This window comes from Nonomuraea sp. NPDC049758, assembly GCF_040674635.1.
Classification (GTDB): domain Bacteria; phylum Actinomycetota; class Actinomycetes; order Streptosporangiales; family Streptosporangiaceae; genus Nonomuraea.
Genome location: NZ_JBFAMZ010000005.1, coordinates 299,392 through 324,997 on the forward strand (window position 1 = coordinate 299,392; position 25,606 = coordinate 324,997).

At 73.0% G+C, this 25,606-nt stretch carries 27 protein-coding genes; 6 read left to right on the forward strand and 21 right to left on the reverse strand.

Annotated elements, in window-relative coordinates:
* Positions 1-2 precede the first annotated feature (2 nt).
* From alc to AB0J46_RS15685, 3 genes are read right to left on the reverse strand one after another with little or no spacing between them, the layout of a single operon-like run.
* Positions 3-950, reverse strand: a complete 948-nt coding sequence (alc, locus tag AB0J46_RS15675) for an allantoicase (RefSeq protein WP_364331607.1) — start codon at positions 948-950, stop codon at positions 3-5.
* The gene (allB, locus tag AB0J46_RS15680) at positions 951-2,261 is read right to left on the reverse strand and encodes an allantoinase AllB (RefSeq protein ID WP_364331610.1); all 1,311 of its coding nucleotides are present in this window, start codon (positions 2,259-2,261) and stop codon (positions 951-953) included. It lies immediately after the preceding gene.
* Entirely contained in the window at positions 2,258-3,400 is a 1,143-nt protein-coding gene (locus tag AB0J46_RS15685) for a glycerate kinase (protein ID WP_364331613.1), read from the reverse strand. Before AB0J46_RS15685 ends, allB begins: the two co-directional genes overlap by 4 nt.
* A 294-nt stretch (positions 3,401-3,694) precedes the next feature.
* Between AB0J46_RS15685 and AB0J46_RS15690 the strand changes: the two genes are divergently transcribed.
* A complete protein-coding gene (locus AB0J46_RS15690; protein WP_364331616.1) occupies positions 3,695-4,846 on the forward strand; it encodes a winged helix DNA-binding domain-containing protein in 1,152 nt (383 codons plus the stop codon).
* Between the two features lie 4 nt (positions 4,847-4,850).
* Here the strand turns inward: AB0J46_RS15690 and AB0J46_RS15695 are convergent, their stop codons facing one another.
* Genes AB0J46_RS15695 through uraD form a run of 7 tightly spaced genes read right to left on the reverse strand, consistent with a single transcriptional unit; the run spans position 4,851 to position 9,494 of the window.
* Positions 4,851-5,063, reverse strand: a complete 213-nt coding sequence (locus AB0J46_RS15695; protein WP_357967865.1) for an EF-hand domain-containing protein — start codon at positions 5,061-5,063, stop codon at positions 4,851-4,853.
* A 46-nt stretch (positions 5,064-5,109) separates the two neighbouring features.
* On the reverse strand, positions 5,110-6,492 hold the full coding sequence (locus tag AB0J46_RS15700) for an 8-oxoguanine deaminase (RefSeq protein ID WP_364331619.1): 1,383 nt from the start codon (positions 6,490-6,492) through the stop codon (positions 5,110-5,112).
* Positions 6,489-6,959, reverse strand: a complete 471-nt coding sequence (locus tag AB0J46_RS15705; RefSeq protein ID WP_364331622.1) for a (2Fe-2S)-binding protein — start codon at positions 6,957-6,959, stop codon at positions 6,489-6,491. The genes AB0J46_RS15700 and AB0J46_RS15705 overlap by 4 nt, the downstream gene beginning before the upstream one ends.
* A complete protein-coding gene (locus AB0J46_RS15710; protein WP_364331625.1) occupies positions 6,959-7,819 on the reverse strand; it encodes an FAD binding domain-containing protein in 861 nt (286 codons plus the stop codon). The genes AB0J46_RS15705 and AB0J46_RS15710 overlap by 1 nt, the downstream gene beginning before the upstream one ends.
* A gap of 5 nt (positions 7,820-7,824) precedes the next feature.
* Entirely contained in the window at positions 7,825-8,688 is an 864-nt protein-coding gene (gene pucL / locus AB0J46_RS15715; protein WP_364331628.1) for a factor-independent urate hydroxylase, read from the reverse strand.
* Positions 8,689-8,988, reverse strand: a complete 300-nt coding sequence (gene uraH, locus AB0J46_RS15720) for a hydroxyisourate hydrolase (protein WP_364331632.1) — start codon at positions 8,986-8,988, stop codon at positions 8,689-8,691. It abuts the gene before it with no gap.
* Complete coding sequence (uraD, locus tag AB0J46_RS15725) at positions 8,985-9,494, reverse strand: 2-oxo-4-hydroxy-4-carboxy-5-ureidoimidazoline decarboxylase (RefSeq protein ID WP_364331635.1); 510 nt, start codon at positions 9,492-9,494, stop codon at positions 8,985-8,987. The genes uraH and uraD overlap by 4 nt, the downstream gene beginning before the upstream one ends.
* Before the next feature lie 145 nt (positions 9,495-9,639).
* Here uraD and AB0J46_RS15730 point away from each other — a divergent pair, with 145 nt between their 5' ends.
* Entirely contained in the window at positions 9,640-10,482 is an 843-nt protein-coding gene (locus AB0J46_RS15730) for a deoxyribonuclease IV (RefSeq protein WP_364331638.1), read from the forward strand.
* Between the two features lie 619 nt (positions 10,483-11,101).
* Here the strand turns inward: AB0J46_RS15730 and AB0J46_RS15735 are convergent.
* The 3 genes from AB0J46_RS15735 to AB0J46_RS15745 form a co-directional block, all read right to left on the reverse strand.
* Positions 11,102-11,842: a LytTR family DNA-binding domain-containing protein gene (locus tag AB0J46_RS15735; RefSeq protein WP_364331641.1), complete on the reverse strand. Its 741-nt coding sequence runs from the start codon at positions 11,840-11,842 to the stop codon at positions 11,102-11,104.
* A 66-nt stretch (positions 11,843-11,908) separates the two neighbouring features.
* On the reverse strand, positions 11,909-13,048 hold the full coding sequence (locus tag AB0J46_RS15740) for a histidine kinase (protein ID WP_364331644.1): 1,140 nt from the start codon (positions 13,046-13,048) through the stop codon (positions 11,909-11,911).
* A 55-nt stretch (positions 13,049-13,103) separates the two neighbouring features.
* Positions 13,104-13,700 (reverse strand): molybdopterin-dependent oxidoreductase, encoded by a 597-nt coding sequence (locus AB0J46_RS15745; protein WP_357993229.1) that lies wholly within the window; start codon positions 13,698-13,700, stop codon positions 13,104-13,106.
* 155 nt (positions 13,701-13,855) lie between these two features.
* Between AB0J46_RS15745 and AB0J46_RS15750 the strand changes: the two genes are divergently transcribed.
* Positions 13,856-14,146, forward strand: a complete 291-nt coding sequence (locus AB0J46_RS15750) for a YiaA/YiaB family inner membrane protein (protein ID WP_352330712.1) — start codon at positions 13,856-13,858, stop codon at positions 14,144-14,146.
* A 1-nt stretch (position 14,147) separates the two neighbouring features.
* On the opposite strand, the gene thiI is transcribed toward AB0J46_RS15750, so the two are convergent.
* From thiI to AB0J46_RS15765, 3 genes are all read right to left on the reverse strand, one after another.
* On the reverse strand, positions 14,148-15,344 hold the full coding sequence (gene thiI / locus AB0J46_RS15755) for a tRNA uracil 4-sulfurtransferase ThiI (protein ID WP_364331649.1): 1,197 nt from the start codon (positions 15,342-15,344) through the stop codon (positions 14,148-14,150).
* 67 nt (positions 15,345-15,411) lie between these two features.
* Positions 15,412-16,065 carry a response regulator transcription factor gene (locus tag AB0J46_RS15760; RefSeq protein ID WP_364331652.1) on the reverse strand — a complete coding sequence of 218 codons (654 nt, stop codon included), beginning with the start codon at positions 16,063-16,065 and terminating at the stop codon, positions 15,412-15,414.
* 9 nt (positions 16,066-16,074) lie between these two features.
* On the reverse strand, positions 16,075-17,202 hold the full coding sequence (locus tag AB0J46_RS15765; protein ID WP_364331655.1) for a DUF5931 domain-containing protein: 1,128 nt from the start codon (positions 17,200-17,202) through the stop codon (positions 16,075-16,077).
* A 114-nt stretch (positions 17,203-17,316) separates the two neighbouring features.
* Between AB0J46_RS15765 and AB0J46_RS15770 the strand changes: the two genes are divergently transcribed.
* Positions 17,317-18,183, forward strand: a complete 867-nt coding sequence (locus AB0J46_RS15770; protein ID WP_364331658.1) for an MHYT domain-containing protein — start codon at positions 17,317-17,319, stop codon at positions 18,181-18,183.
* Between the two features lie 235 nt (positions 18,184-18,418).
* Here the strand turns inward: AB0J46_RS15770 and AB0J46_RS15775 are convergent, their stop codons facing one another.
* Positions 18,419-19,444, reverse strand: coding sequence for a 6-phosphofructokinase (locus AB0J46_RS15775; RefSeq protein WP_352331196.1), 1,026 nt, complete (start codon positions 19,442-19,444; stop codon positions 18,419-18,421).
* Between the two features lie 171 nt (positions 19,445-19,615).
* Between AB0J46_RS15775 and AB0J46_RS15780 the strand changes: the two genes are divergently transcribed.
* Positions 19,616-20,341 (forward strand): Clp protease N-terminal domain-containing protein, encoded by a 726-nt coding sequence (locus AB0J46_RS15780; protein ID WP_364331662.1) that lies wholly within the window; start codon positions 19,616-19,618, stop codon positions 20,339-20,341.
* A gap of 38 nt (positions 20,342-20,379) precedes the next feature.
* Here AB0J46_RS15780 and AB0J46_RS15785 read toward each other — a convergent pair whose 3' ends face one another.
* Positions 20,380-21,843 carry a N,N-dimethylformamidase beta subunit family domain-containing protein gene (locus AB0J46_RS15785; protein WP_364331665.1) on the reverse strand — a complete coding sequence of 488 codons (1,464 nt, stop codon included), beginning with the start codon at positions 21,841-21,843 and terminating at the stop codon, positions 20,380-20,382.
* 82 nt (positions 21,844-21,925) lie between these two features.
* A complete protein-coding gene (locus AB0J46_RS15790) occupies positions 21,926-22,825 on the reverse strand; it encodes a beta-propeller fold lactonase family protein (RefSeq protein ID WP_364331668.1) in 900 nt (299 codons plus the stop codon).
* A gap of 94 nt (positions 22,826-22,919) precedes the next feature.
* Here AB0J46_RS15790 and AB0J46_RS15795 point away from each other — a divergent pair, with 94 nt between their 5' ends.
* Positions 22,920-23,777, forward strand: coding sequence for a helix-turn-helix domain-containing GNAT family N-acetyltransferase (locus AB0J46_RS15795; protein WP_364331671.1), 858 nt, complete (start codon positions 22,920-22,922; stop codon positions 23,775-23,777).
* Positions 23,778-23,825: 48 nt separating this feature from the next.
* Here the strand turns inward: AB0J46_RS15795 and AB0J46_RS15800 are convergent, their stop codons facing one another.
* Together AB0J46_RS15800 and AB0J46_RS15805 are read right to left on the reverse strand one after the other, a co-directional pair.
* A complete protein-coding gene (locus tag AB0J46_RS15800; RefSeq protein WP_364331674.1) occupies positions 23,826-24,848 on the reverse strand; it encodes an alkaline phosphatase PhoX in 1,023 nt (340 codons plus the stop codon).
* 249 nt (positions 24,849-25,097) lie between these two features.
* Positions 25,098-25,565, reverse strand: coding sequence for a DNA starvation/stationary phase protection protein (locus AB0J46_RS15805; RefSeq protein ID WP_364331677.1), 468 nt, complete (start codon positions 25,563-25,565; stop codon positions 25,098-25,100).
* Between the last annotated feature and the right edge of the window lie 41 nt (positions 25,566-25,606).

Genomic DNA, 25,606 nt, shown 5'->3' on the forward strand with positions numbered 1-25,606 from the left:
GGTCAGGCCAGGTGCCCGTGCAGGCGCACCCTGGCCAGCCCGCCGTCGGGGTAGATGTCGACCCGTACGTGGGTGACCGGTTCGGGGGGGCCGAGCCGGAAGCGGTGGGGCGCGTCTGGCTGCAACCGGGTCTTCGGCAGCAGCGTGACCTCGCGCCCGCCGGACAGCCCGGTGAGCGCGACGTGGCCGGGGGCGTTGAAGATCAGGTTCGTGGTGTCGATCTCGGCCAGGCGCACCAGGCCCGGCCCGGCCAGGCGGATGAGCAGCCAGTCGTTGCCCGGCCCGCGACGGCGTGCGGTCTCCCAGCCCTCTGCCTGGTGGCGGGCCAGGCCGGGGGCGATGACGTTGTTCGGCGCGGAGTAGAACTCGTCGGAGCAGGCGGTGACCAGGCCGCCGTTCTGGAGGGCGGCCAGGTCGAGGCTCAGCCCCTCGTAGACGGACAGGTCGGGGCGTACCTCGCCGTGCACGCGCAGGCGGGCGATGCCGCCGTCGGGGTACATGTTCAGGCGTACGTGGGTGTAGCGGGTGTCGTCGCCGGTGACCTCGACGTGGTGCTCGGCGTCGCCCTTGAGCGCCGTCCTCGGGACGATCTCCGTCCAGTCGGCGGCGGCCAGCTCGGCGGGCGCGGGATGGCCGGGCACGGCGGCGGCCTCGACCGAGGCGTAGGGCGGGTAGTTGCCCTTGAACCAGGCCGTGTCGATCACCACGCCGCGGATCACGCCCGGCAGGCCCAGCCGCACCAGCGCCCAGTCGTGGCCGGGGGTGCGGCGGCGGCGGGTCTCCCAGCCGTCGTACACCTGGCCCTTGTTGCCGAACGTCTCGGCGCGGAAGCCGGGGCGGCCCGGCCTGATCAGGCTCTCCTTCTCGGCGAAGGACTCGTCGCTGGCCGCCACGACCGCGCCGCCGAGGGTGCGCAGGGCCAGGTCGGGCAGGGTGGTGAAGCCGGGCATCTACTGCTCCCCGAGGATGAGGCGGCCGTGCGGCTCTCCGTCCACGGGACGGCCGCGCAGCCAGGTGGTCAGCACCGCGCCCTTGAGCACGCGGCCGTGGTAGGGGGTGACGGGGTTGCGGTGGTGCAGGCGGGCGGCGTCCACCGGGTTGTCGGCGTCGGGGTCGAAGGCGACCAGGTCGGCGTCGCCGCCGGGGCGGATCGCGCCCTTGCCGGGGATCGCGGCCAGCGCGGCGGGGGCCGACGACATCCAGCGGACGACGTCGGCGAGGGTGTGGCCGCGCCGGGCGGCCTCCGTCCAGACCGCGGACAGGCCGAGCTGGAGGGAGGCGACACCGCCCCAGGCGGCGGCGAAGTCGGGCACCTTCAGGTCGGCGGGCGAGGGCGAGTGGTCGGAGACGACGCTGCTTAGCACGCCGTGGGCCAGGCCGTCCCACAGCAGCTCGCGGTTGGCCCGCGAGCGGATGGGCGGGCAGCACTTGTACGCCGTGCGCCCCTCGGGCACCTGCTCGGCCTCCAGCGTCAGGTAGTGGGGGCAGGTCTCGGCCGTGACCGCCACCCCGTCGGCCTGGGCCCGCGCCAGCACGTCGAGGCATTCGGCGCTGGAGACGTGCAGGATGTGCACGCGCGCACCGGTCTCGGCGGCCAGCGCGACGACCCGCGCGACCGCGCTGCGCTCGGCGGCTCCCGGCCGCGACTCCAGGAACTCCCGGTACGTCGGCCCGCCCGGCTCGGCCAGCAGCTCGGGGTCCTCGGCGTGCACCACGACGAGCCCGCCGAACCCGGCGACCTCGGTCAGCACCGCCCGCAGCTCGGCCGTGGCGAGCGGCGGGAACTCCTCGACGCCCGAGGGCGACATGAAGCACTTGAAGCCCCGGACGCCGCGCTCGTGCAGCGGCCGCAGCTCCTTGAGGTTGCCGGGGACCGCGCCGCCCCAGAACGCCACGTCCACGTGGCACTGCCCGCGGGCGGCCCGCAGCTTGGCCTCCAGGGCCTCCACGCTGACGGTCGGCGGCAGGGAGTTGAGCGGCATGTCCACGATCGTGGTCACGCCGCCCGCGGCGGCCGCCCTGGTGGCCGAGGCGAAGCCCTCCCAATGGGTCCGGCCCGGCTCGTTGACGTGCACGTGCGTGTCCACCAGGCCGGGGAGCAGGGGCAGGTCGCGCAGGTCGATGTCCTCGGCGGCGTCGAGGGGCTCGGCGTAGTCGTACAGGGCCTGGACGCGTTCGCCCCGTACGGCCACGGCCGCGGCCCGCTCCCCCTCGGGCGTGACCACCCTGCGGGAGCGGACGACGAGGTCGTGAACGGTCATCTGCCCTCCAGATGCTCGGCGGCCACCCGGGCGGCCAGGCGTTCCAGGAGCGGCCCGGCCTCGGCCATGCACCGGGCCGGGTCGGGCTCCAGGTCGGTCAGGGCGTAGGCGGCCTCGATGCCGGCGTCCTTGAGCTCGGTGTCGCCGAGGGTGCGCCGGCCGCAGACCGCGACCACCGGCACGCCCGCCCTGGCCGCGGCCTGGGCCACGCCGATCGGCGCCTTGCCGCGCAGGGACTGCTCGTCGAGCGAGCCCTCGCCGGTGATCACCAGCCGCGCGCCCTGGACGAGCGCGCCGAAACCGAGCAGGTCGAGCAGGTATTCGATGCCGGGCCGCAGCTCGGCGTGGAGGAAGGCCAGCGCCGCGAACCCGACGCCGCCCGCCGCGCCCGCCCCGGGGGCTCCGGCCACGCCCATGGCGCGCGGGGTGTCGTCGTGCTCGACGGCGCCCACCAGGCCGTGGGTCTGGGTGGCGACGGCGGCCAGCCGGGACAGGCCCGCCTCCAGCACCTTGACGTCCTCGGGGCCGGCGCCCTTCTGCGGCCCGTAGACGGCGGCGGCTCCGTGCGGGCCGAGCAGGGGGTTGTCCACGTCGCTCGCCACCACGAACTCCACCCCGGAGACGTCGGCGAACCCGGACAGGTCGATGCGGGCCAGCCCGCGCAGCGCGGCGCCGCCGTCGGGCAGCTCGGCCCCGTCGCCGTCCAGCAGGCACGCGCCGAGCGCCCGGACCATGCCCGCTCCCCCGTCGGTGGAGGCGCTGCCGCCGAGCCCGAGCACGACCCGCCGGGCGCCTCTGCGCAGGGCGTCGGCGATCAGCTCTCCGGTGCCGTAGGAGGTGGCGGTCAAGGGGGCCGGCCCGGCGGACAGCCGCCGCAGCCCCGACGCCTCGGCCAGCTCGACCACGGCCGTCGGCGTGCCGCCGGCCGCCCGCCAGGCGTACGCCGCGCTCACGCGTTCGCCGGTGGGCCCGGCGACCTCCACGGTGACGCGGTCGAACCCGCAGGCCACGGCCGCCTCGACGGTGCCGTCGCCGCCGTCGGCGACCGGCAGCTCGACCGTGGGCACCCCGAGCCCCGCCGACACCCGGGCCGCGACCTCGGCGGCCGTGAGGGAGCCCTTGAACTTGTCGGGTGCCACCAGAACCTGCTTTACCACTACGAACTCCCACAAGATGCTGAACAATGGCCGGACACGCCTTCCTGCCCGGTGCGAGCGGGCAGGAAGGCGTGACTCATCATCACATCAGCCCCCCGGCCGGCGGCGGCCGAGGGTAGGTGCCCTCAGTGAAAGGTGCCTCAAGGAAGGTGCCCTCAGTGAAACAGGCGCCCGCGCCCGCCGCCCATGGGCCGCGAGCACGAACCTGAGCTGTTCTGGCGGGTTCTGAGGTGTGTGATCCTCCAATTAGGCTCACATCCCGTAAGGAGGCGTTTCATGCGCATATCTGAGCGGGAGAGGCGGCGCCGGCTGGGCGTGCGCCACAGCCTGGCGGCCAAGGCGGCGACCCCGGAGGAGGCGACGGCGTCCGTGGTGGCGCTGCACGCCACCGACCCGGCGACGGTGTTCCTGTCGGCGGGCGCCCGGCTCACCGCGCCCGGCACCGCGCCGGTCGAGCGGGCCCTGTACGAGGACCGCACGCTGGTGCGCATGCACGGGATGCGCCGCACGGTGTTCGTGGTCCCGGCCGCGCTGGTGCCCGTCGTGCACCACTCCTCCACGCTCGCGGTCGCCACGAGGGTGCGCAAGGCGCTGGTCAAGGAGCTCACCGCGGCCGGCGGCTGGGACGAGCCGTGGCTGGCCGACGTGGAGTCGTCGGTGCTGCGCGTCCTGGCGGCGGAGGGCACGGCGACGGCGGCCCGGCTGGGGGTGCTGGAGCCGCGGCTGCGCGAGCAGTTCCGGGTGGCCGTGGGCAAGCCGTACGAGGCCGTGCACAGCGTCGGGCAGCGACTGATCACGCTGATGGGCATGGAGGGCCGGCTCGTCCGCCAGGGCCGCCCGTCCGGCTCGTGGACGAGCACGCAGCACCTGTGGGCCGTCGCCCCGCCCATGGACCCGACCACGGTCCCGCAGGCCCAGGCGGAGCTGGTGCGCCGCTGGCTGGCGGCGTTCGGCCCCGGCACGGAGGCCGACGTCAAGTGGTGGACCGGCTGGACGCTGCGCGAGGTGCGCGCCGCGCTGGCCGCCGTCGGCGCGGTCGAGGTCGAGCTGGACGAGGGCGCGGGATACGTCCTGCCCGGCGATCTGGACGAGACGCCCGAGCCCGAGCCGTGGGCGGCGCTGCTGCCCGCCCTGGACCCGACGCCGATGGGCTGGCAGGGCCGCGACTGGTACCTGCCGCAGGAGCACCGGGCCGAGCTGTTCGACCGCAGCGGCAACGTCGGCCCGACCGTGTGGTGGGACGGGCGGGTCGTCGGCGGCTGGGGCCAGCGGCCCGGCGGCGAGATCGTCTGGCGGGCGCTCACCGACCTGGGCTCCGACGCCGTGGCGGCCGTGGAGGCCGAGATCGCCGGTCTGGCCTCCTGGCTCGGCGGCGTGCGGATCACGCCCCGCTTCCGCACGCCCCTGGAGCGCGCGCTGGCGGAGTAGGGCGTCAGGAGACGACGCGGATGAACTCCTCCAGCGAGTAGCGCCCGTCCTGGTCGGAGTCGGCCTCCTGGCTCAGCGCGCCGAGGGCCTCGGCGGGCAGGTCGGGGAAGTGCCGCTTCAGCTCGGCCTCGCTGACGAAGCCGTCGCCGTCGGTGTCGATCTCGGCGAAGGTGCTCTTGAGCTGCGCCAGCCGCTCACCGGGGAGTTCTGCCGACACGGGACCGCCTTTCGGTACTGAATGCCACGTTCCGGACATTCACACCCTAGTGCTGGACCTCCCTGCCCGCCGAGTGCCCGCGCTCGGCCGCCAGTCGCATCAGCCTGCGGTGGGCCTCGGCGCCCGCCCGTCCGGCCGCGTCGTGGGACGTCGTCCGCAGCTCGCCGTCCTCGACCACGGTCCGGCCGCCGACCAGGACGCGGGCCACCGGCGGCGGGGGCCCGAACACCAGCGCGCACACCGGGTCGGCCACGGCGGCGGTGAAGGGCCCGCCGGTCCGCCACAGGACGACGTCGGCCAGCTTGCCCGGCTCCAGCGAGCCGAGCTCGGCCTCGCGGCCCAGGTTGCGCGCCCCGCCCAGGGTGGCCAGCTCCAGCGCCTGGCGGGCCGACAGCGCGCGGGGGCCGTACCTGGCCCGCTGGAACAGCAGGGCCTGCCGCATCTCCCCGGCCAGTGAGGTCAGCTCGGCGGAGGCGCTGCCGTCCACGCCGAGCCCGACGTTCACGCCCCGGCGCAGCATCTCCGACACGCGGGCGATCCCGGAGCCGAGGCGGCCGTTGGAGGAGGGGCAGTGGGCCGCGCCCGTGCCGGTGCGGGCGAGCTTGGCGATGTCGGCGTCGCTGAGGTGCACGGCGTGCGCGAGCCACACGTCGGGCCCCAGCCAGCCGAGCTTGTCCATGTAGTCGACCGGACGCAGGCCGAACCGCTCGACGCAGTGCTCGTCCTCGTCGAGCGTCTCGGCCAGGTGGGTGTGCAGGCGGACGCCCTTGGCCCTGGCCAGGGCCGCCGACTGGGTCATCAGCTCGGCGCCGGCCGAGAACGGCGAGCACGGCGCGACCGCGACCCGGACCATCGAGGACGGCGACGGGTCGTGGTGGGCGTCCACCGCCTCGGCCGTCGCGGCCAGCACGTCGTCGAGCTCCTCGACCACCTCGTCCGGCGGCAGCCCGCCCTGCGAGCGGCCCAGGTCCATCGAGCCGCGCGCCGGGTGGAAGCGCAGGCCGATCTCCCGCGCCGCCTCGACCTCGGCCGCGAGCAGGTCGCCGCGGCCCTTGGGGAAGACGTAGTGGTGGTCGCTGGAGGTGGTGCAGCCGGACAGCGCCAGCCAGCCGAGCCCCGCCGTGGCCGCGCCCCTGACGACCTCGGCGTCCATGGCGGCCCACACGTCGTAGAGCGCCACCAGCCACTCGAACAGGGTGGCGTCCTGGGCCAGCCCCTGGGAGGCCCACTGGTAGAGGTGGTGGTGGGTGTTGACCAGGCCGGGGGTGGCCAGGCAGCCGGAGCCGTCCATCCGCCGGGCGCCGGGGGTGGCGGGCGCGGGGCCGGGGCCGAGCGCGGCGATCCGGTCGCCCTCGACGACGAGGTGGCCGGAAGGGATCTCGGGGCCGGCGACGGGCGCGATGTGCACGTTCTCGATCAGCAGGGTCATCGGGACGCCTTCCGCGCGGCGGCCAGCCGGACCGCGTCGAGGATCTTCTCGTAGCCGGTGCAGCGGCACAGGTTGCCCGCCAGCGCCTCGCGGATCTCCGCGTCGGACGGCCGGGGCACGCGTTCGAGCAGGTCATGGGCCTGTACGACGAGCCCGGGGGTGCAGAACCCGCACTGCACGGCCCCGCACTCGACGAACGCCTCCTGCACCGGGTCGAGCCGGTCGCCCGCGGCCAGCCCCTCGACCGTGCGCACCCGCCGCCCCTCGGCCTGCCCGGCGGCGACCAGGCACGAGCAGACCGGCAGCCCGTCGAGATAGACCGTGCACGAGCCGCACTCGCCCTGCTCGCAGGCGTTCTTGGAGCCGGGGAGCCCGATCCGCTCACGCAGCACGTACAGCAGGCTCTCCCCCTCCCAGACGTCGTCCACGCTGTGGGCGCGTCCGTTGACGGTGACGTTCAGGCGCATCAGGCGGCCCTTCTCGCGAGATGGTCGTTCCAGGCCCAGGTGAGCGTGCGCCGGGCCATCACGCCGACCGCGTGCACCCGGTAGGCGGCGGTGCCGCGCACGTCGTCGATCGGCGCGGCGGCCCGCGCGCACAGCTCGCCGAAGCGGGCCAGCAGCGCGGGGTCGAGCGGGGCGTGCCAGTCCAGCTCCCGGGCCAGCAGGTCCTCCGCCTCCAGGGCGCGGCGCGGCGTGGGCGCGGCCGAGCCGATCCCGGTGCCGACCCGCCGCTCGCCGGGGTGCAGCGCGACCGCGAACGAGCACACCGCGATCACCATGGCGTTGCGCGTGCCGACCTTGGAGAAGTACTGGGGTCCCTGGGCGGGTTCGACGCGCACGGCCCTGATCAGCTCGTCCGGCTCCAGGGCATTGCGCTTGACCCCGAGGTAGAACTCGGCCGCGGGGATCAGCCGGGTGCCGCGCTCGCGCGACTCGACCTCGACGACCGCGCCCGCCGCCAGCAGCGGCGGATGGCTGTCGCCCGCGGGCGAGGCCGCGCCGAGGTTGCCGGCGACCGTGCCGCGGTTGCGGATCTGCGGCGAGCCGACCGTGCGCGCGGCCTGCGCGAGCCCCGGCAGCACGCCGCCCAGCTCGTCGACGACCGTGGCGTACGTGACTCCGGCCCCGATCCGGCAGACCCCGTCGGTCATGTCCCATTCGCGCAGCTCGGCCACCTGGTTGAGGTCGAGCAGCGCCTCCGGCCTGCGCACGTCGAAGTTGATCTCGACCATCACGTCGGTGCCGCCCTGGACGGGCAGCGCTCCGGTCCGGTCCGCCTTGGCGGCCAGCGCCTCAGCCCACGTGGTGGGCCGCAAGAAGTCCATCGTCCTCACTCCCAGGCGAATCCCGCGTCGGGTGCGTCCTCACGCAGCACACTGCCCTCGATCAGCCCGTAGGGACGGTCGGCGGCGTAGAAGACCTCGTTCTCGTTGTCCAGGCCGAACGGCGACAGGTCGACCAGGAAGTGGTGCCTGTTCGGCAGCGTGAGCCGGACCTCGCAGACCTGCGGGCAGGTGGTCAGCACCCGCTCGCCCATCGCGAAGAGGGTCTGCTGCAACGACAGGCTGTGCGTCTGCGCGAAGGCGTCCAGCAGGCAGGCGCGCACCTGCGCGTACGGCGGGCGCTCACCTGTCCCGGCGTGCCGCCAGCGGGCGGTGACCGCCGTGGCCAGGACGCGGTCGGTCGTCGGCTGGAGGGTGGTGTACTCGTCCACGAGGTAGCCGTGGAACTCCGAGCCGGTCGAGTTCAGCACGACCAGGTCCGTCAGGCCGGACACGACGGTGGTGCGGCCGTCCCTGTCGTGGTGGACGACGCAGGTGCGCACCTCGCCGCCGTCGCGCACGAAGGAGTGCCGCGACTCGCCGGGGATGCGGTTCCAGGCGTACTCCTCGATCTCCACCCGCGCGTGGTGGATGGACGGGTGCGCGGAGACGTAGTGGCGGGCCAGTAAGAGGGCGAAGTCCTCGATCTCGCCGACGCCGTGCTTCCTGGCGAAGGCGTAGGCGGTGTTCTTCTGCGTGTCGGTGGGCAGGACGGCGGCGTTGCTGCCGTTCCTGTGCACCTCCTCCATGTCGCCCGACAGCGAGGTGCTGACGTTGATGTCCTTGAGGTGGTGGACGGCCCCCTCCCTGACCACGTGGACCAGCCTGGTCTCCGCCTTGCCGTAACGGTTGGGGCCCAGCTTGACGGTCATCTAGCTCCCTCGGTAGGTGGAGTAGGCGTACGGGCTGAGCAGCAGCGGCACGTGGTGGTGCGCCGCGGCGTCGGTGACGGTGAAGGCGATGACGACCTCGGGGTAGAAGGTGTCGGCCAGATAGGCGCCGGTGTCGAAGACGACGCGGTGCACGCCCTCCTCGGTGTCCCAGCCCTTGATCCGGCCGTCGTCGTCGGTGCTGCCCCGGGCCAGCACGCGGCCCTCGTGCTCCAGCCGGACGCCCACCCCGGCGGCCGGGCGGCCCGAGACCGCGTCCAGGACGTGCGTCGAGAAGCTCATCTCCCCTCCCCTTCCATGAGCTTCCCCAGCCGCAGCCGGGTGATCTTGATTAGTTCGTCGCGGACGACCCCGCGCTCGGTCTCCTCGTCGTTGTCCAGCCGGGCGCGCAGCCGGGCCAGCAGCTCGGCACCGCTCAGGCCGGTGGCGCAGACCAGGTAGACGTACCCGAACCGCTCCTCGTACGCGCGGTTGCCCGCGGCCAGCGCGGCCCGCAGCTCCGCGTTTCCTCGGGTGCCTGCCTGCTCTTCGCTCGACCAGCGCGACTCCCGGCCGTCCCCGGACGGGCGTTCCCCGATGCGCGGGTGGGCCGCCAGCGCCTCCAGCACGTCGGGCCACGTCAGCTCGCGCACCGCCGTCTCGGCGGCCTCGGCGAGCCGTTCGCGGGCGGCGTAGGGCCGGCGGGCGGCCACCGCCGCGGCGAACGCGCGGGAGGCGCAGCAGGCCAGCAGCTCCGCCTCCGCCTCCGCGCGCGGCCGCCGGTTGAACCCGGCCAGGGAGTTGGACATGTCAGCAGTACACACACCGGCCTGGTTCCCGGTCCATCCGTGAGAACTCCCAAGTACGCAACGGGATGGCCAGGACTTTTCGTGTCATGCTCCAACCCGGCCCCGGCCGGGACGCCCCTGAGCTGCGCCTACACTGGGAGCCATCATGACCTTGACATCCCTGATCGGCGGGCACGTGTCCGTCACCGGCGGCCTGGCGACCGGCGGCCTGAAGTACATGGCCGAGATCGGCGCCGAGATGATCCAGGTGTTCGTCACCAACCCGCGCGGCTGGGCGCTCAACGACGGCAAGCCCGCCGAGGACGCCAAGCTGGCCGAGTCCGGCGTCACCGCGTTCATCCACGTGCCGTACCTGGTGAACTTCGGCTCGCCCAACCCCGAGACGCTGGCCAACTCCATCGCCGTCGTCCGCCACGGGCTGCGGCGCGGGGTCGAGACCGGCGCCAAGGGCGTCGTGGTCCACACCGGCTCGGCCGTCACCCAGTCCCGCGACGACGCGCTGCGGCAGATCCGCGAGACCCTGCTGCCGCTGCTCGACGAGATCCCCGAGGGCGGCCCCGACCTGCTGCTGGAGCCCATGGCGGGCCAGGGCGCGATGCTCTGCGCGACCGTCCAGGACCTGGAGCCCTATCTCGCCGCGCTCGACTGGCACCCGCGGGCCTGCGTCTGCCTCGACACCTGCCACGCCTTCGCCGCCGGCCACGACCTGGCCGCCGAGGGCGGGGTGCGGGAGACGTTCGACGCCCTGCACGCCATCGCGCCCGGCCGGCTCAAGCTCATCCACGCCAACGACAGCAAAGACGTGTGCGGGGCCAAGAAGGACCGGCACGAGAACATCGGCGCGGGCCACATCGGCGCGCAGCCGTTCGCCGAGATCATGCGGCATCCGGCGGTGGCGGGCGTGCCGATCTGCATCGAGACGCCCGGCAAGGCCGACAAGCACCGCGAGGACATCGAGCTGCTGAAGAAGCTCCGCGACGAGGGCTGACCCGGCGCGATCCCCGGTGACGGGGCTGAAAGCCCGTCCGGGTCAGCAATCGTGATAGGGGCGCCTGCTCGCACGATCCGGCCGCCCCCGAAGGCCGGATCGCGGGGCCGGGGTCCGTGGCCTCCGCAGGCGCCCCCTCACCTGATCGGCAGGCGGGCCCTACCCCCCGGTCAAAGGCCCGACAGCCGTGGTGACCTGGTGGGTCACCGGTGAAGCCGACGCATCAGGCCCTTGCTTGAGCCTTGCGGCCCGTCCCCCCCGATGCGCCGGGTGGCTTCCGATGCCGAAACACTACGGTCGCGATCTTGTGGGCGAAACCCTGTTCACGGCCAGCTCGCTGAACGGTCTGTAGTCATCGACATACGGAGGGTGTCCGGACGGCGAGCGGTCACCGGCGAGCGACGAACGGCTGGTTCATGGGTCCTCCCAGCGACCGGCAGGCCCCTGGAGGGCATCGCGGGAACCGGCGCCAAGGGCCCGACCCCGACGTGACCTGGGAAATCTTTTACCATCGCGGCGGCAGACCGGCCGGCGGCCGGGGCCGGCGGCCGCCCGGCGCCCGCCGGACACGCCCAGCTTCACGCCCACCCATCGGCACCAGCCCCTGCGGGCCGGCCGGTCAGGAGAAGACGCCGCGATGCTGGCGGACGAGCTGTTCGCGCACCTGACGGCTGTGCCGCCGGCTGACCTGCAACGTCTCGGTGCCGACGGTGAGCGTGACCCGGCCGCCCTCGAAGCGCAGCTCGGTGACGTGCCGGGCCGAGACCAGGGTGCTGCGGTGGACGCGGATGAACCCCGCCTCCGACCAGCGGCGTTCGAGCGCGGCCAGCGACATGCGGACGAGGTAGCTGCCGTCGCCGGTGTGCAGCCGCACGTAGTCGCCCTTGGCCTCGGCGAACCAGATGGCCTGTTGCGGCACGAACCTGGTGCGCCCGCCCAGCTCGACCGGGATCACATCGTCCTGGCTCGGCTCGGCGAGCGGCGCGGAGGCCGCCTCCAGCCGCCTGACCGCCTCCGCCAGGCGCTCGGCCCTGACCGGTTTGAGCAGGTAGTCGACGGCCTCCAGCTCGAACGCCTGCACCGCGCACTCCTCGTGCGCCGTGACGAACACCAGCTTGGGCGGGCTGGGGAAGCCGCCGACCAGCCGGGCGAGGTCGAGCCCGTCGAGGCCCGGCATCCGGATGTCGAGGAAGATCGCGTCGAGCCGCTCGCCGCCGCCGATCATCTGCACCATGTCCTGCAGCGCGGTGACGCCGTCGGCCGCGGTCGCGACGTGTTCGATTCTCGTGTCCTGGCGCAGCAGGTAGGCGAGCTCCTCAAGAGCGGGCACCTCGTCGTCGACCGCCAGGACCCTCAGCATGGGCTCCACGCTGCCGTATGAAAGCAGAGGTCACAAGCGACACGCCAGCTCAGCGTAAGGAATTGACTACATTGAGGTAAATTGCGTCTTCGGAACGCGCAGCCGTACCCGGGTGCCGGCGCCGAGCGCGGTCTCCACGACGAGGCCGTAGCCGTCGCCGTAGATCTGGCGCATGCGCAGGTCCACGTTGGCCAGGCCGATGCCGCCGCCGTCGCGGGCCGGTTCGCCGTCGAGCATGCGCCTGGCGCATTCGGGGTCCATTCCGGTGCCGTCGTCCTCGACGGTGATGTGGGCCTCGGGGCCGGCGTCGCGGACCACGACCCGCACCTCGCCGCCGCCGCGCCGGCCGCGCATGCCGTGCTTGATGGCGTTCTCCACCAGCGGTTGCAGGCACAGGAACGGCACCGGCACCGGCAGCACCTCGGGCGCGACCTGCAGGCTGAAGCGCAGCTTGTCGCCGAAGCGGGCGCGCTCCAGCAGCAGGTACCGGTCGACGCAGGTCAGCTCGTCGGCCAGGGTGGTGAAGTCGTGGGCGCGGCGCAGGGCGTAACGGGAGAAGTCGGCGAAGTCGAGCAGCAGCTCGCGGGCGCGCTTGGGGTTCGTCCGGACGAACGAGGCGATCGTGGTCAGCGCGTTGTAGACGAAGTGCGGCGAGATCTGGGCGCGCAGCGCGCGCATCTCCGCCTCCAGGGCCCGCCTACGGGAGGCGTCGAGGTCGGCCAGCTCCAGCTGCCCCGACACCCAGCGGCCCAGCTCGGTCACGGTGCGCACGAGCGCCGCGCTGACCTCCTCGTCGAAGGCCGCCAGCGTGCCCACGACCGTGTCGTCCACGGTCAGCGGCACGACCACGGCCCCGTACGGCCGCCCGGCGAACACCTGCGCCCGCCCGGCGGCCAGGGTGGTGCGGGCGTAGGTGAGCACGTCGTCGGTGCACGGGCCGTCCCAGGCCAGCGCGGCGTCGGTGGAGGTGATCGCGACGGCGCGGGTGCCGAGCAGCGCGTGCAGGTGGCGTACGGCCTTGCGCGCCGAGTCGCGGTCGAGCCCGCCGCGCAGGGCGGGCGCGGCCAGCCCCGCGACGTGCAACGCGGTGAAGGTGGCCTCGTGCTTGCCGCCGCCTTCGGGGAGCGCCGGGCGGCGCGTCCTGGCGCAGGCGTAGCCGAGGAGGAAGAGCAGGAGGGAGAGCGCCACGCATGCGGTGGTCTGCATGCGCCAAACCGTAGCCAATAACCGGTCGTGTTCGGGTGGAAACCCGCAGCGAAGTCTACGGGGGGCCCTCGCCGGGTTCCTCCTGGTAGGAGTAGCGCTGTTCGCGCCAGGGATCGGCCAGGTTGTGGTATCCGCGTTCCTCCCAGAAGCCGCGCCGGTCCTCCAGGAGGTATTCGACGGCGCGCACCCATTTGACGCTCTTCCACGCGTACAGGTGGGGGACCACGATGCGCACGGGGAAACCGCGGTCGGGGCTGAGCGGCTTCTCGTCCAGCTCGGTGGCGAACAGGGTGTCGGGGGCGGCGAAGTCGGACATGCGGAGGTTGGCGCTGTAGCCGTACTCGGCCCAGATCATGACGTGGCGCACGCCGGGGTCGGGCGGCGCCAGCTCCATGATCGTGGCCGGGGTGACGCCCCGCCACTCGTTGGCCATGAGGGAGAACTTGGTGACGCAGTGGAAGTCGGCGATGCGCGTGTCCCGGGGCAGCAGCTCGAAGTCCGCCCACGTCAGGCAGTGCTCCTCGCCGGAGGCCGTGGCGCCGAAGACGCGGAAGTCCCAGCTGTCCGGCTTGAACGCGGGCACCCTGCCGTAGTGGATCACGGGGCGGCCGCGCGGGACGTACTGGCCTGGAGGCAGGCGCGACTCCTCCACGATCACTCCCCTCACCGATCTCGCGTCTTGGGCCATCCTGCCATCGGCTCGCCCGCGCCCCGCGTCCGGGGCTGGGACCGGGCCTTTCGTACTCAGGAGTAACTTGAGTACGAAACCCCATGCGACGGCCTGGCCTGCGAGATCACCATGAACTCATGAGCAAGCCCATCCGCCCCACGCAGACCGCCGCGTTCTACGTCCAGGCGGTCCTGTCGTTCGCCGTCTCCGTGTCGTCCGTGGTGATCGCCCTGATCTACCTGCCGGCCTCCGGCTGGATCAGGGCGTTCCTCGCGCTCGGCCTGCTGTACGTGGTCACCTCCACGGTCAACCTGTGCAAGGTCGTCCGCGACCGGCAGGAGCTGGCGGAGGTGACCAACCGCGTGGACCAGGCCAGGCTGGACAAGCTGCTGGCCGAGCACGACCCGTTCAAGGTCGACGCGGCCTGAGCTACAGCGTGTACTCCTGGATCGAGTCGGCGAGCTGCACGCACAGCTCCTCGGCGTCGAGCCGCTTCTCGATCTGCTTGAGATCGTCGATCTTGGCCCGCGTCTCGGCGCGCTTGGGAGCCAGCAGGGAGCAGCAGTCCTCGTCGGGCAGCTCCGAGATCTCCAGCGTGCCGATGCGCCGGGCCTCGGCCATGATCTCGGTCTTGTCCCAGCCCACGAGCGGGCGCAGGATCGGCAGCTCGACCGCGTTGTCCTGGGCGGTGATGTTGGCCAGCGTCTGGGAGGAGACCTGACCGAGCGCGTCGCCGGTGATCAGCGCGCCGGCACGGATGCGGTGGGCGACCTCCTCTGCCGTCTTCAGCATGAGCCGCCGCTGGGCGATCACGGCCAGGCGGTCCTGGCCCGAGTTGCGGATGGACTGCTGCGCCTTGCCGAACGGCACCACCCACAGCCGCGACCTGCCCTGGAACCTGTCGAGCTTCCTGACCAGCGCGTACGCCTTGTAGATCGACTCGGAGGTGGTGAACGGGATGCCGGAGAAGTGCAGGAAGTCGACGTGCAGGCCGCGCTTCATCATCCGGTAGGCCGCCACCGGCGAGTCGATGCCGCCCGACATGAGCACCAGCGCCCGGCCGCTGCTGCCGACCGGCAGGCCGCCCTGGCCGGGGATGCCGTCGGTGAAGACGAACACCTCGTCCCGGTCGACCTCGATGAAGACGGTCAGCTCGGGGTTCTTCAGGTCGACGGGCAGCTGGTACTCGTCGTTGATCGCGCCGCCGACGAGCCGGTCGAGCTCGTTGGAACGCAGCGGGAAGCGCTTGTCGCGGCGGCGGGAGCGCACCGCGAAGCTGGCCTTGCGCGCCACCTCCTCGCGGTCGCGGATCAGCTCCAGGCCGGCCTTGAGCACGGTGTCGGGGTCTTTGGCCACCCGCCAGGCGCGGTGGATCCACACCAGGCCGGGCACGTCGGCGACCCGCCGGGCCACCGCGTCGGCCTGCTCGACGTCCGACCCCTCGGGCAGGAAGATCGCGACGACGCCGTGGCGCCGGCGCACGTCGGTCTTGAGGCCGAGATCCTGGAGCGCGAAGCGGATGTTGTCGATCAGGCGGCGCTCGAACAGCTCACGGTTCTTGCCCTTGAGAACGATCTCGCCCAGCTTGAGCAGAACGCATGGCTCGCCCAGGGCGGACATCGTCATGGTGGAACCTCCGGGGAAGACGGGGAAAGCGCGGGCGCTAGGAAGGCAACGCCGCGACCCATCGAGTTTAGTCCGCGTCGAGGCCCTGCTCGATCGCATATCGGACCAGTTCCACCCGGTTGTGCAGCTGGAGCTTGCTCAGCGTGTTCTGCACGTGGTTCTGGACCGTGCGGTGCGAGAGCACCAGGCGGTCGGCGACCTGCCGGTAGGTCAGGCCCTTGGCGACCAGCCTGAGCACCTCCGTCTCTCGCTCGGTCAGCCTCGGGCCGTCGTCGTCGGCGCGTCCGGCGGCGGGGCGCGCGGCCAGCCGCCGGTACTCCCCGAGCACCAGCCCGGCCAGGCCCGGCGTGAAGACGGCGTCGCCCTCGGCGGTGCGGCGGACGGCGTCGAGGAACTCCTCCCGGCTCGCCGACTTCACCAGGTAGCCGGACGCGCCCGCCTTGACGGCCGCCAGCACGTCGTCCTGCTCGGCGCTGGCCGACAACACCAGGACCTTGGGCGCCGGTTCGGCCCCGGCCAGCCCGGCGGCCACCTCCGCGCCGGACATGTCGGGCAGGCGTAGATCCAGCACGACGACCTGGGGGCGTACGGCCGCGGCCGCCCTGATCGCCTGCCGGCCCTCCCCCACCACGGCCACGACCTCGTAGCCCGCCTCGGACAGATCCCTGGCCACGCCGTCGCGCCACATGGGATGGTCGTCCACCACCATGACCCGCACCATGACGTCACTCTAACCGGGCCGGTCCCCGCCTATCCGCGCCCATCCGCAGGGAAGACTGATCTCGATCTCGGTCCCGGACGGCGTGGAGGCGACGGCGACCGTCCCGCCCAGGTCGGCGACGCGCCCCCGGATGGACTGCGCGACGCCCAGGCGGCCCTCGGCGGCGGCCCGCTCCAGGCGCCCCTCCGGGATGCCGGGGCCCTCGTCGCGGACGGTCACCATGACCACGTCGTCGCAGGACTCGGCGAACACCCAGGCCCGCGCGTCCGCGCCGCAGTGCTCGCGCACGTTGTCCAGGGCGGCCCCCACCGCGGCCGCCACGCCCTCGGCCGCCGGGGTGGGCAGGACGAGCGGCGTGGCCGGGGTGGAGACCGTCACCAACGGCGAGCCGTGCCGCATGAGCAGGGAGCGCAGGTCCGTGGCGCCGGTCGGGGCGGGACGGGCGGCGATGAGCTCGCGCAGCGCGGCCTCCTGCTCGCCGGCCAGGCGGCCCAGCTCGGCCGCCTCGCCGCCGATCTGCCGGCCGCGCCGCTGGACCAGGGCCAGCACCTGCAGGACGGAGTCGTGCAGGTCGCGGGCCAGCCGGTCGCGTTCGCGCTGGGCGGCCTCCATCTCGGCCGCGCGCTGCATGCGCTCCTCGGCCTCCTTGGCCAGCCGGGCCACGTGTCCGACGACCACTCCTGACAGGAACAGCAGGACCGCGCCGTTGATCATCACGGGCGCCTCCGGGGCGCGCACGCGCAGCCACAGGTCCGCGGCGGCGACCAGGGCCGCCGCCACCGCGCCCGCGCGCCTGCCGCCGTACACGGCCCAGGCCAGGACGGGCGCGGCGACCCAGGTGGCAGGCACGGGCATGGTGCCCGCCAGGCCCTGACGGGCGCCCTCCACGTACGGGGACGCCAGCAGGCAGGCCAGCGCCACCAGCAGGTCCACGGCCAGCAGCGGCCACCCGCGCAGCCTTTCGGACGCGTACGCGTACGTGGCTCCGGCCGTCCACAACGCCATCAGGGCGATCACCAGCCAGCCGGCGACCGGCTGCTCGTACCCGCGGTACTGGGCCATCAGCACGGCGGCGTACAGCAACGACGCGGCGCGGAAGACGGCGATCGCGCGCCAGAAGGGCCCCTCGATGCTCATGAGAGCCTCTCATGTTTCCGACACGCCGGTTGACAGATAGTTGCATTATCCATACAGAAGGGGCGGACCGGATGACACAATCCGTCAACCCCTAATCACAAGGAATGTCGATATATGACCGCTGTTAATCATTTCACCCACGGACCGCTCACACCGCTGCTGGCGTACCTGATGTCGTGCCTGGGTTCGATGCTCGGACTGCGGCTCACCGCACAGGCGCACGCCAGCCGCGGCGCGTCGCGGGTGCGCTGGCTGATCGGCGCGGCCATCTCCATCGGCGGCACCGGCATCTGGGTCATGCACTTCGTCGGGATGATGGGCTTCGCGGTGGAGGGCACGCAGATCAAGTACGACGTGCCGCTCACCGTCGCCTCGGCCGCCGTGGCCGTCGTGGTGGTCGGCACCGGGCTGTTCCTGGTCTCCTACGGCCGCGGCCGGGCGCTGGCGCTGCTCGGCGGCGGCCTGCTCACCGGGCTCGGCGTGGCCAGCATGCACTACCTCGGCATGTACGCGATGAACATGAGCGCCCACGTCTCCTACGACCGCACGATCGTGGCCGGGTCCGTGGTGATCGCCGTCGTGGCCGCGACCGCCGCGCTCTGGTTCACGCTGCGGGTCAAGAAGCCGGTCTGGATCACCGGCGCGGCGCTGGTCATGGGCGTGGCCGTCTCGGGCATGCACTACACCGGCATGTACGCCATGCGGGTCACCGTCGACGCCGAGCCCGGCATGGTCACCGGCGCGGACGCCCTCGACTTCCTCGTCCCGCTGATGACCGTGATCAGCCTGATCACGCTGACCATGCTGCTCATGGTGATCCTCGCACCCTCGGAGGAGGAGCTGCACGAGGACGCCGAGCTGGTCGCCCGCCTGGAGCTGCGCCGGCGCACCGCCCAGCAGCAGCAGCGCCTGGCCTACCCCGCGCCGCAGGCCGCCCCCCGCCCGCAACAGCAGCAGATGATGCGCACGCCCCGCAGGTAGCCCTCGGCGACGAGCGTCCGTACGGGGCCGGACGCGACGAGGGCGCGCCGGAGGTGGATCACCTCGGCGCGCCCCGCGGTTGAGCTATCTCCTGGGTACGGCTTGCGGCGCAAAGTGGGCCGCCGACTCGCTGCGCCCCAAGCCGTACCCCGAGGGGGGTTGTAAGCGGTAACCCCGCTGCCCAGAAAGTACGGCCCGGCGCTTGCAAGCCGCTTTCAGGCAGCCGTAGAAGGCCTCACCCGAAGAACACCTCGGCCTCGGAGTACCGGGAGGCCGGCACGGTCTTCAGCTCGGCCGTCGCCTCGTCGAGCCCGACCCGGACGATGTCGGTGCCGCGCAGCGCGACCATCGTGCCGTAGTCGCCCTCGTGCGCTGCGTCGATCGCCTGCAGCCCGAACCTGGTGGCCAGCACCCGGTCGTAGGCCGTCGGGGTGCCGCCGCGCTGGATGTGGCCGAGCACGGTGGTGCGGGCCTCCTTGCCGGTGCGCTTCTCGATCTCCTTGGCCAGCACCTCGCCGATGCCGCCGAGCCGGACGTGCCCGAACGCGTCGAGGGTGCCGGTCTGCAGCTCCATCTGGCCCTCGATCGGGTGGGCGCCCTCGGCCACGACGATGATCGGCGAGTAGCGGGTGCGGAAGCGGGACTCGACGTACTCGCAGACCCGGTCGATGTCGAACGGCTTCTCGGGGATGAGGATCACGTTCGCGCCGCCGGCCATGCCCGCGTGCAGCGCGATCCAGCCCGCGTGGCGGCCCATGACCTCGCAGATCAGCGCGCGGTGGTGGGACTCGGCGGTGGTGTGCAGCCGGTCGATGGCCTCCATCGCGATGTTGACCGCGGTGTCGAAGCCGAAGGTGTAGTCGGTGCCGGACAGGTCGTTGTCGATGGTCTTGGGCACGCCCACGACCTTGACGTCGCGGTCGTAGAGCTGCTTGGCCACGCCGAGCGTGTCCTCGCCGCCGATGGCGATCAGGGCGTCGACGCCGGTGGCGGCGAGGTTCTCCTTGATGCGGTCGACGCCGCCCTCGATCTTGATCGGGTTGGTGCGGGAGGATCCGAGAATGGTGCCGCCCCGCGGCAGGATGCCTCGTACGGCCTGGATGTCGAGCGGCATCGTGTCGCCTTCCAGGGGCCCGCGCCAGCCGTCGCGGAAGCCCACGAACTCATGGCCGTACGTGCTCACCCCCTTACGCACCACGGCCCTGATGACGGCGTTGAGACCCGGACAGTCTCCGCCTCCGGTGAGCACTCCTATACGCATGGCGGGTTCCTCCCGATGGGGTTCACGAACCATTGCTCGGTGACAGCTCGCATTGTGCCTGCCGCGACGCTCAGTGGTCTAGACCAAACGCGCGGCCCTCGATCATTTCCTGGAAGCGGCGATCGTCAACCCGGGGTTGACGGCACTTCAGCGTCAACCTATGGTTGACGCATGGACGAAACCGTACGTCTCGACGACCTCATCGCCGCCATCAAGAGCCGTCATCCGGACGGCGACCCGCTCGGCCAGCTCTCCGACGCCGTCACGCTGGGCGAGCACCTCGGCGAAGTGGCCGACCACCTGATCGGCCACTTCGTGGACCACGCCCGCCACTCCGGCGCCTCCTGGACCGACATCGGCCGCAGCATGGGCGTGACCAAGCAGGCCGCGCAGAAACGGTTCGTGGTCAAGGAGGGCGGCTCGCTCGCCGACGACCTGCGCAACTACGCCCGCTACACCGACAAGGCCCGGGTCGCGGTGGTCAAGTCCCAGGAGGAGGCGCGCCTGTCGGGGCACGACCACATCGAGGTCGGGCACCTGGTGCTCGGGCTGCTGCACGTGCCCGAGGCGCTGGCCGCCTCGACCATGGCCACGCTCGGGGCCTCCCCCGAGGCGGTCCGCGAGGCCGTCACGGCGGCCATGGGGCCCGGCGGCGGGCAGTCGCCCGTCACCCTGCCGTTCTCCGCGCAGTGCGCCAAGGCGCTGGAGCTGACCCTGCGCGAGGCCCTGCGGCTCGGGCACAACTACGTCGGCACCGAGCATCTGCTGCTCGGCGTGCTCTCCCTGGAGGAGGGCCCGGTGGTGCGGGCCCTGGCCGATCTCGGCGTGCACAAGGAGGCGGCCGAGCGGGAGATCAGGGAGCGGCTGGCGGCGATCCTGCGCGAGCGCCGCTCATAGCCGCCTCCGGCCGCCCTCGGGCCGCTCCCGGGGGCCGCTCACAGCCGCCCTCCGGCCGCCTGCGGGCCGCTGCCGGGGGCGGCGTTCGCCGGCGGGCCCGCGCGGCCCTGAGGAGGGTGGGCGGGCTGACCCGAGCGCCCGGCCGGGCCGGCGGCGAACCGGGTCAGCACGTTCGCCGTGGCGCGGCGGGTGAAGGCGGCCGCGGACTCCGGGACGCCGTGGCCGCAGCGCTTGCCGCGCATCGCGCACACCCAGCGCATCGTGCCCGAGGCGAACACCCCCGCCCCGCTCGGCGCCGTGTAGTACGTGCTCTGCGACGTCGTCCCGCGTCCTCCGCACGAGAACGGCGAGTCGGCCAGCACCTCCACGCCTTTCGGCGAGCCGCGCGAGACCTTGTCGGTCTCCGGGCCGACCATGCCGGGGAAGCGCCGCCCCCGGGTGCCCGCGAAGATCCAGTGGCCCGGCCTGCTGACCGTGTAGGCGCCCTGGGCGGGGAAGCAGTCGTACATCTGGCCCACCAGGGCGCTCTCCGGGCGGGAGTCCCGCCACAGCGGGCACAGCCGCTCCTTGTCGCAGGCGACCGTCCTGCCCTTGATCGCGATGCGCCAGTAGACGGCGTTCGCGCCGAGGAAGGCGAGGTTCGTCCCGCTGTCCCTGGCCCTGGTGACGGCCGTGCGCATGGCGGGCGACCAGTACTCGTCGTGGCCGAGCGAGACCACGGCCCGGGCGCCGTCCAGCACGCCGGGGCCGAGGTCGAGGCTGGTGAGGTAGGCCAGGGGCACGCCGCTGCGCTCGGCCACGGCCAGGGCCGACTGCTCGAAGTCGAGGAACAGGCGGGCGCCGCCGCCGTCGTACGGACGGTCGAAGGTGACCTCGCGCGAGCGATCGGCGAACCCGCCGGGGCCCAGGTACAGGCTGCGGCCGCCCCACAGGTTGTACGCCTGCCAGGTGGTGACCGCGTTCACCATCACCACCCGGCCCCGGGTGGAGGCCGAGCGGACGGTGATCGGCACATACCGCTGGGCGCCGGTCGAGGCGTCGAGCCTGATCAGGTACGCGCCCTCCGTCCAGCCGCGGGTGTCCACGGTGAGCGAGGGCTTCCAGTGGGCGGCGCTCACCATGCCGTCCACGGTCCTGGCCGGAGGCTGGCGCACGCCGTCCACCTGCGGCGACTCCCACACCTTGGCCGGGTGCGCGCCCATCCTGAACGCGCCGGCGGTGAAGCGCGGGGCGGTGGTGGACACGTGCAGGGCGAAGGACTGGCCGGGCAGGACGCTCACGTGGTCGGCGTAGCCCTCGATCTCGTGGTCGGCCCCGCGGGTGGTGATCCGCCAGGACTCCCCCGCGTCCACCGGCGGCGGCGACGGCCGGCCCGTCTCCGACGGCTGCGGGACGGGCGGCGCGGGCGACGCGGACGGCGCCGGCCGCACGGGACCGCCGCCGCATCCGGCGGCCGGCAGGACGGCGATCAACAGGGTGAGGAGCAGCAGGAGCTTGCGCACCCGGCCATCGTCGCGGCCCGCCACGGGGCCGGGCCACGACTTGGCCAGATCCTTACACCGGGCCGCTTCCCGCCCGGCGTTCCTACACGGGCAGCACGCAGGACGGGCTGGGCACCTCGTACGACTGACCGGCCGGCTCGGGCACCCCGTCCTCCAGCGTGAACACGGTCACCTCGCCGGAGTTCTGGTTGGCGACGTACAGGCGGTCGCCGGCGATGGCGAAGTGCCTGGGCCAGGCGCCGCCCGAGGGCACCTCGGCCACCGGGGACAGGTCGGCGGCGCGCAGCACCGAGACCGTGTCGGGCCCGCGGTTGGCGACGTAGACCAGGTCGCCGTCGAGCTGCAGGTGGCTGGGCGCGTTGTCGCCCCCGGCGCGCGAGGCGGGCACGACGGTGCGGCGCCCGCCCTCGACGAGGGTCACGGTGCCGTCCAGCTCGCCGGCCACGTACAGGCGGTCGCCGGCGAAGGCGAAGTGGCGGGGGCCGGTGCCGGGGGCCAGGGTGATCGGGTCGAGCGGGGAGCCGTCCAGGCGGTAGCGGCGGATCTCGTCGGTGCCCAGGTCGGAGACGTGCAGGACGTCGTCGTGGAAGACGCACATGTGGGCGTGCGAGCCGGCCTGGCGGTCGGGGTCGGGGCCCGAGCCCTCGTGCCGCAGGACGACGGGGTCGCCGGTGAAGGCGCCGCGCTCGTCCAGGTGGTGCAGGCCGGCGGTGCCGTCGCCGTAGTTGGCCACGGCCAGCAGGCTCCCCGAGGGGTGGACGGCGACGTGGCAGGGGCTGTCGCCGTCGCTGGAGCGTTCGTCCAGCGGGGACAGGCCGCCCTCGGTGGTGAAGGCGGTGAGCCAGCCGCGCTGCAGCTCGCCGGCCGCGTACAGCACCGGCAGGGTGGGGTGGGCGGCCAGGAACGACGGCGAGGCCACGCGGGTCAGCTCGCCGCCCACCGTGACGATGCCGGGGCCGTAGCCGCCTATGTAGAGGTTCACAACGGGATCCTTCTTATGGTTGACTGGGGCAATGAATTCGTTGACGGAGGCAAGGGTTTCTGAGATCAGAGCCTTCAACCGGTTCTATACGAAAGTGATCGGCGTCCTCCAGGCAGGCATGCTCGACTCGCCCTACTCGCTGACGGAAGTCAGGGTGCTGTTCGAGCTCGCGCACGCCGAGAGCATGGAGACCGGCGAGCTGCGCGGCCTGCTCGACCTCGACGCGGGCTACCTGAGCCGGATCCTGGCCCGCTTCGAGGGCGACGGGCTGGTCGCCCGCGAGCGGTCGGCCGCCGATGCCCGCAAGCAAGTCGTCCGGCTGACCGAGGCGGGCGCGGCCACGTTCGCCGGGCTCGACCGCCGCTCGGCCGAGGAGATCGAACGGCTGCTCGGCGGCCTGCCGGAGGCGGACCGGGCGCTGCTGGTCGGCAGCATGGCGACGATCAGGCGGCTGCTCGGCGAGCCGGCCGCCCGCTCGTACGTGATCAGGCCCCCGCGGACCGGCGACCTCGGCTGGGTCGCCTACCGGCACGGCGCCCTCTACAGCGAGGAGTACGGCTGGGGCACCGAGTTCGAGCAGCTCGTGGCCAGGATCGTGGGCGCCTACGATCCCGCCCGCGACGCCGGCTGGATCGCCGAGGTCGACGGCGAGCGCGCCGGCTGCGTGTTCTGCGTGCACCAGGACGACACGACGGCCAAGCTGCGCATGTTGCTGGTCGAGCCGTCGGCGCGGGGCCTCGGGATCGGGCGGCGCCTGGTGGCCGAGTGCCTGCGCCACGCCAGGGACCGGGGCTACCGGCGGATCACGCTGTGGACGCGCGACTGTCTGGTGAGCGCGCGGCGCATCTACCAGACGGCCGGGTTCGAGCTGGAGTCGGCGGAGCCCGGCGTGGAGAACGGCGCCGAGGTCACCGAGGAGATGTGGTCGCTCGACCTCGCGGCCACCACCTGAGCGCCCTCATGCCGGTCCGCCGCCCGACCTGAGCCCGGGGCGGTGCGGTCAGGGCCGGAAGGGGCCGCGGACCTCGAACGTGTGGCCCTCGGTGCGGCCGCGCCTGGCCGAGAAGTAGAGCCGGTCGCCCCTCGGCGAGAACGCCAGCCCCGTGAGCTCGGCCCCCTCGTGCCCGGTGAGCCGCAGGAACGGCGTGACGGCCCGGTCGGGCGCGATGACGTCGATCTCCGTCGTCTCCCTGGCCACGTAGAGGTCGCCCGAGGGGGCGGCGGTGATCGCGCGCACGCCCTCGCACAGCCGGTCGAGCGTGGAGGTGTGGGCGTCGTAGGCCCACAGGCCGGTGTCGCCCTTGGTGGTGAAGTAGCAGACGCCGCCCGCGTAGTGGCAGCCGTCGCCGCCGTCGAAGTGGCGGGCGTCCTCGACCTGGTGGCGGGCCGCGGTGAGCAGCGCGGCCGGGGACGGCACCGGCCGCCAGCCGCCCGACGCGCACAACACCTCCAGCGTGCCCTCCGTCAGGTCGCCCCAGTCGCCGGGACGGAAGCGGTAGAAGCAGCCGTCGTGCTCGTCCTCGGTCATGTAGACGACGCGCCGCTCGGGGTCGCAGGCGGCGGCCTCGTGCCGGAAGCGGCCCATGGCCAGGCGGGGGCGGGCGGCGCGGGCGCCGTAGGGGTCGCACTCGAAGACGCGGCCGCGGTCGCCGAGCTCGCACGACAGCCAGGTGTGCCACGGCGTGGCGCCGCCCGCGCAGTTGAGGTCGGTGCCGGACAGGATGCGGTAGGCGTCGGCGACCGTGCCGTCGGCGTGGAAGCGCAGCGCGGAGGCGCCGCCGAGCAGGGGCAGCTCGGAGTTGGAGACGTAGATCCAGCCGGCGCCGTCGGGGAAGCAGGCGCCGCCGTCGGGTGCGGCGTGCCAGGTGAGCCCGGCCACCTTGTCGCCCGACCGGGCCACCACCCGGCCGGTGAAGCCCGGCGGGAGCGCGAGCCCGTCGGCGGACGCCGGCGTGAGCGGCCCGTACGGGCTGATGCCGCCCTGCAAGAGCGGGCCCGTGCGGAGGAGAGTCTTGTGGGACATCGTGGGGCCTCCCTCTAGGTGCCACGCTAGTCGACCGCACCGACATGAATGGCAAGGACTCGTGACATCAAACTCTGCGCAAACCCCGCGCTCCGTCGTGGCGTGAGATCGCCGCAGGCCCCTGGACGATGCGTGACAGTCCGTACCCACCGGACGGAAGATCGCCCATCTTGGGGGCGGACACGCGAAAGCCCGGACACTGTGGTCGTGCCCGGGCTTTTCGGGTGGTGCGGCCGGGGCCGCGCGCGGTCAGCGCTGGGCCTGGAACATCCAGTGCTGCTTGTCGATGTCCTGCGTCACGGCGATGAGCAGGTCCTGGCTGACCGGGTCGGCCTCGTCGGTGGCGCGGATGCGCTCGTACATGCGCTTGCTGATGCCGTCGAGGATGTCGGTGATCGTCGCCACCACCTTGCCGTCCTCCAGCCAGCCGCGCTCGGGCTGCTGGAGCCGGGTGGACTTGGCGACGGTCGCCGAGCGCCCGTCGGGGTTCACACCGAGCGCGACCGACCGCTCGGCGATGGTGTCCATGTGGGCGCGGGCCAGGTCGGTCAGCTCGTCGAGCTGGAGGTGAATCGGGCGGAAATGGGCGCCGACAAGGTTCCAGTGCGCCTGCTTGGCGACCAGCGACAGATCGATCAGATCGACCAGGGCGTCCTGCAGGGCTTCGGCGACAGTGTTCTTGGCTTCGCCCGAGAGCGGACCGGTGATCGTAGCCATGTCGTATTTCCTCCCCTTCAGTGGTGCTTATGCCTATTTAG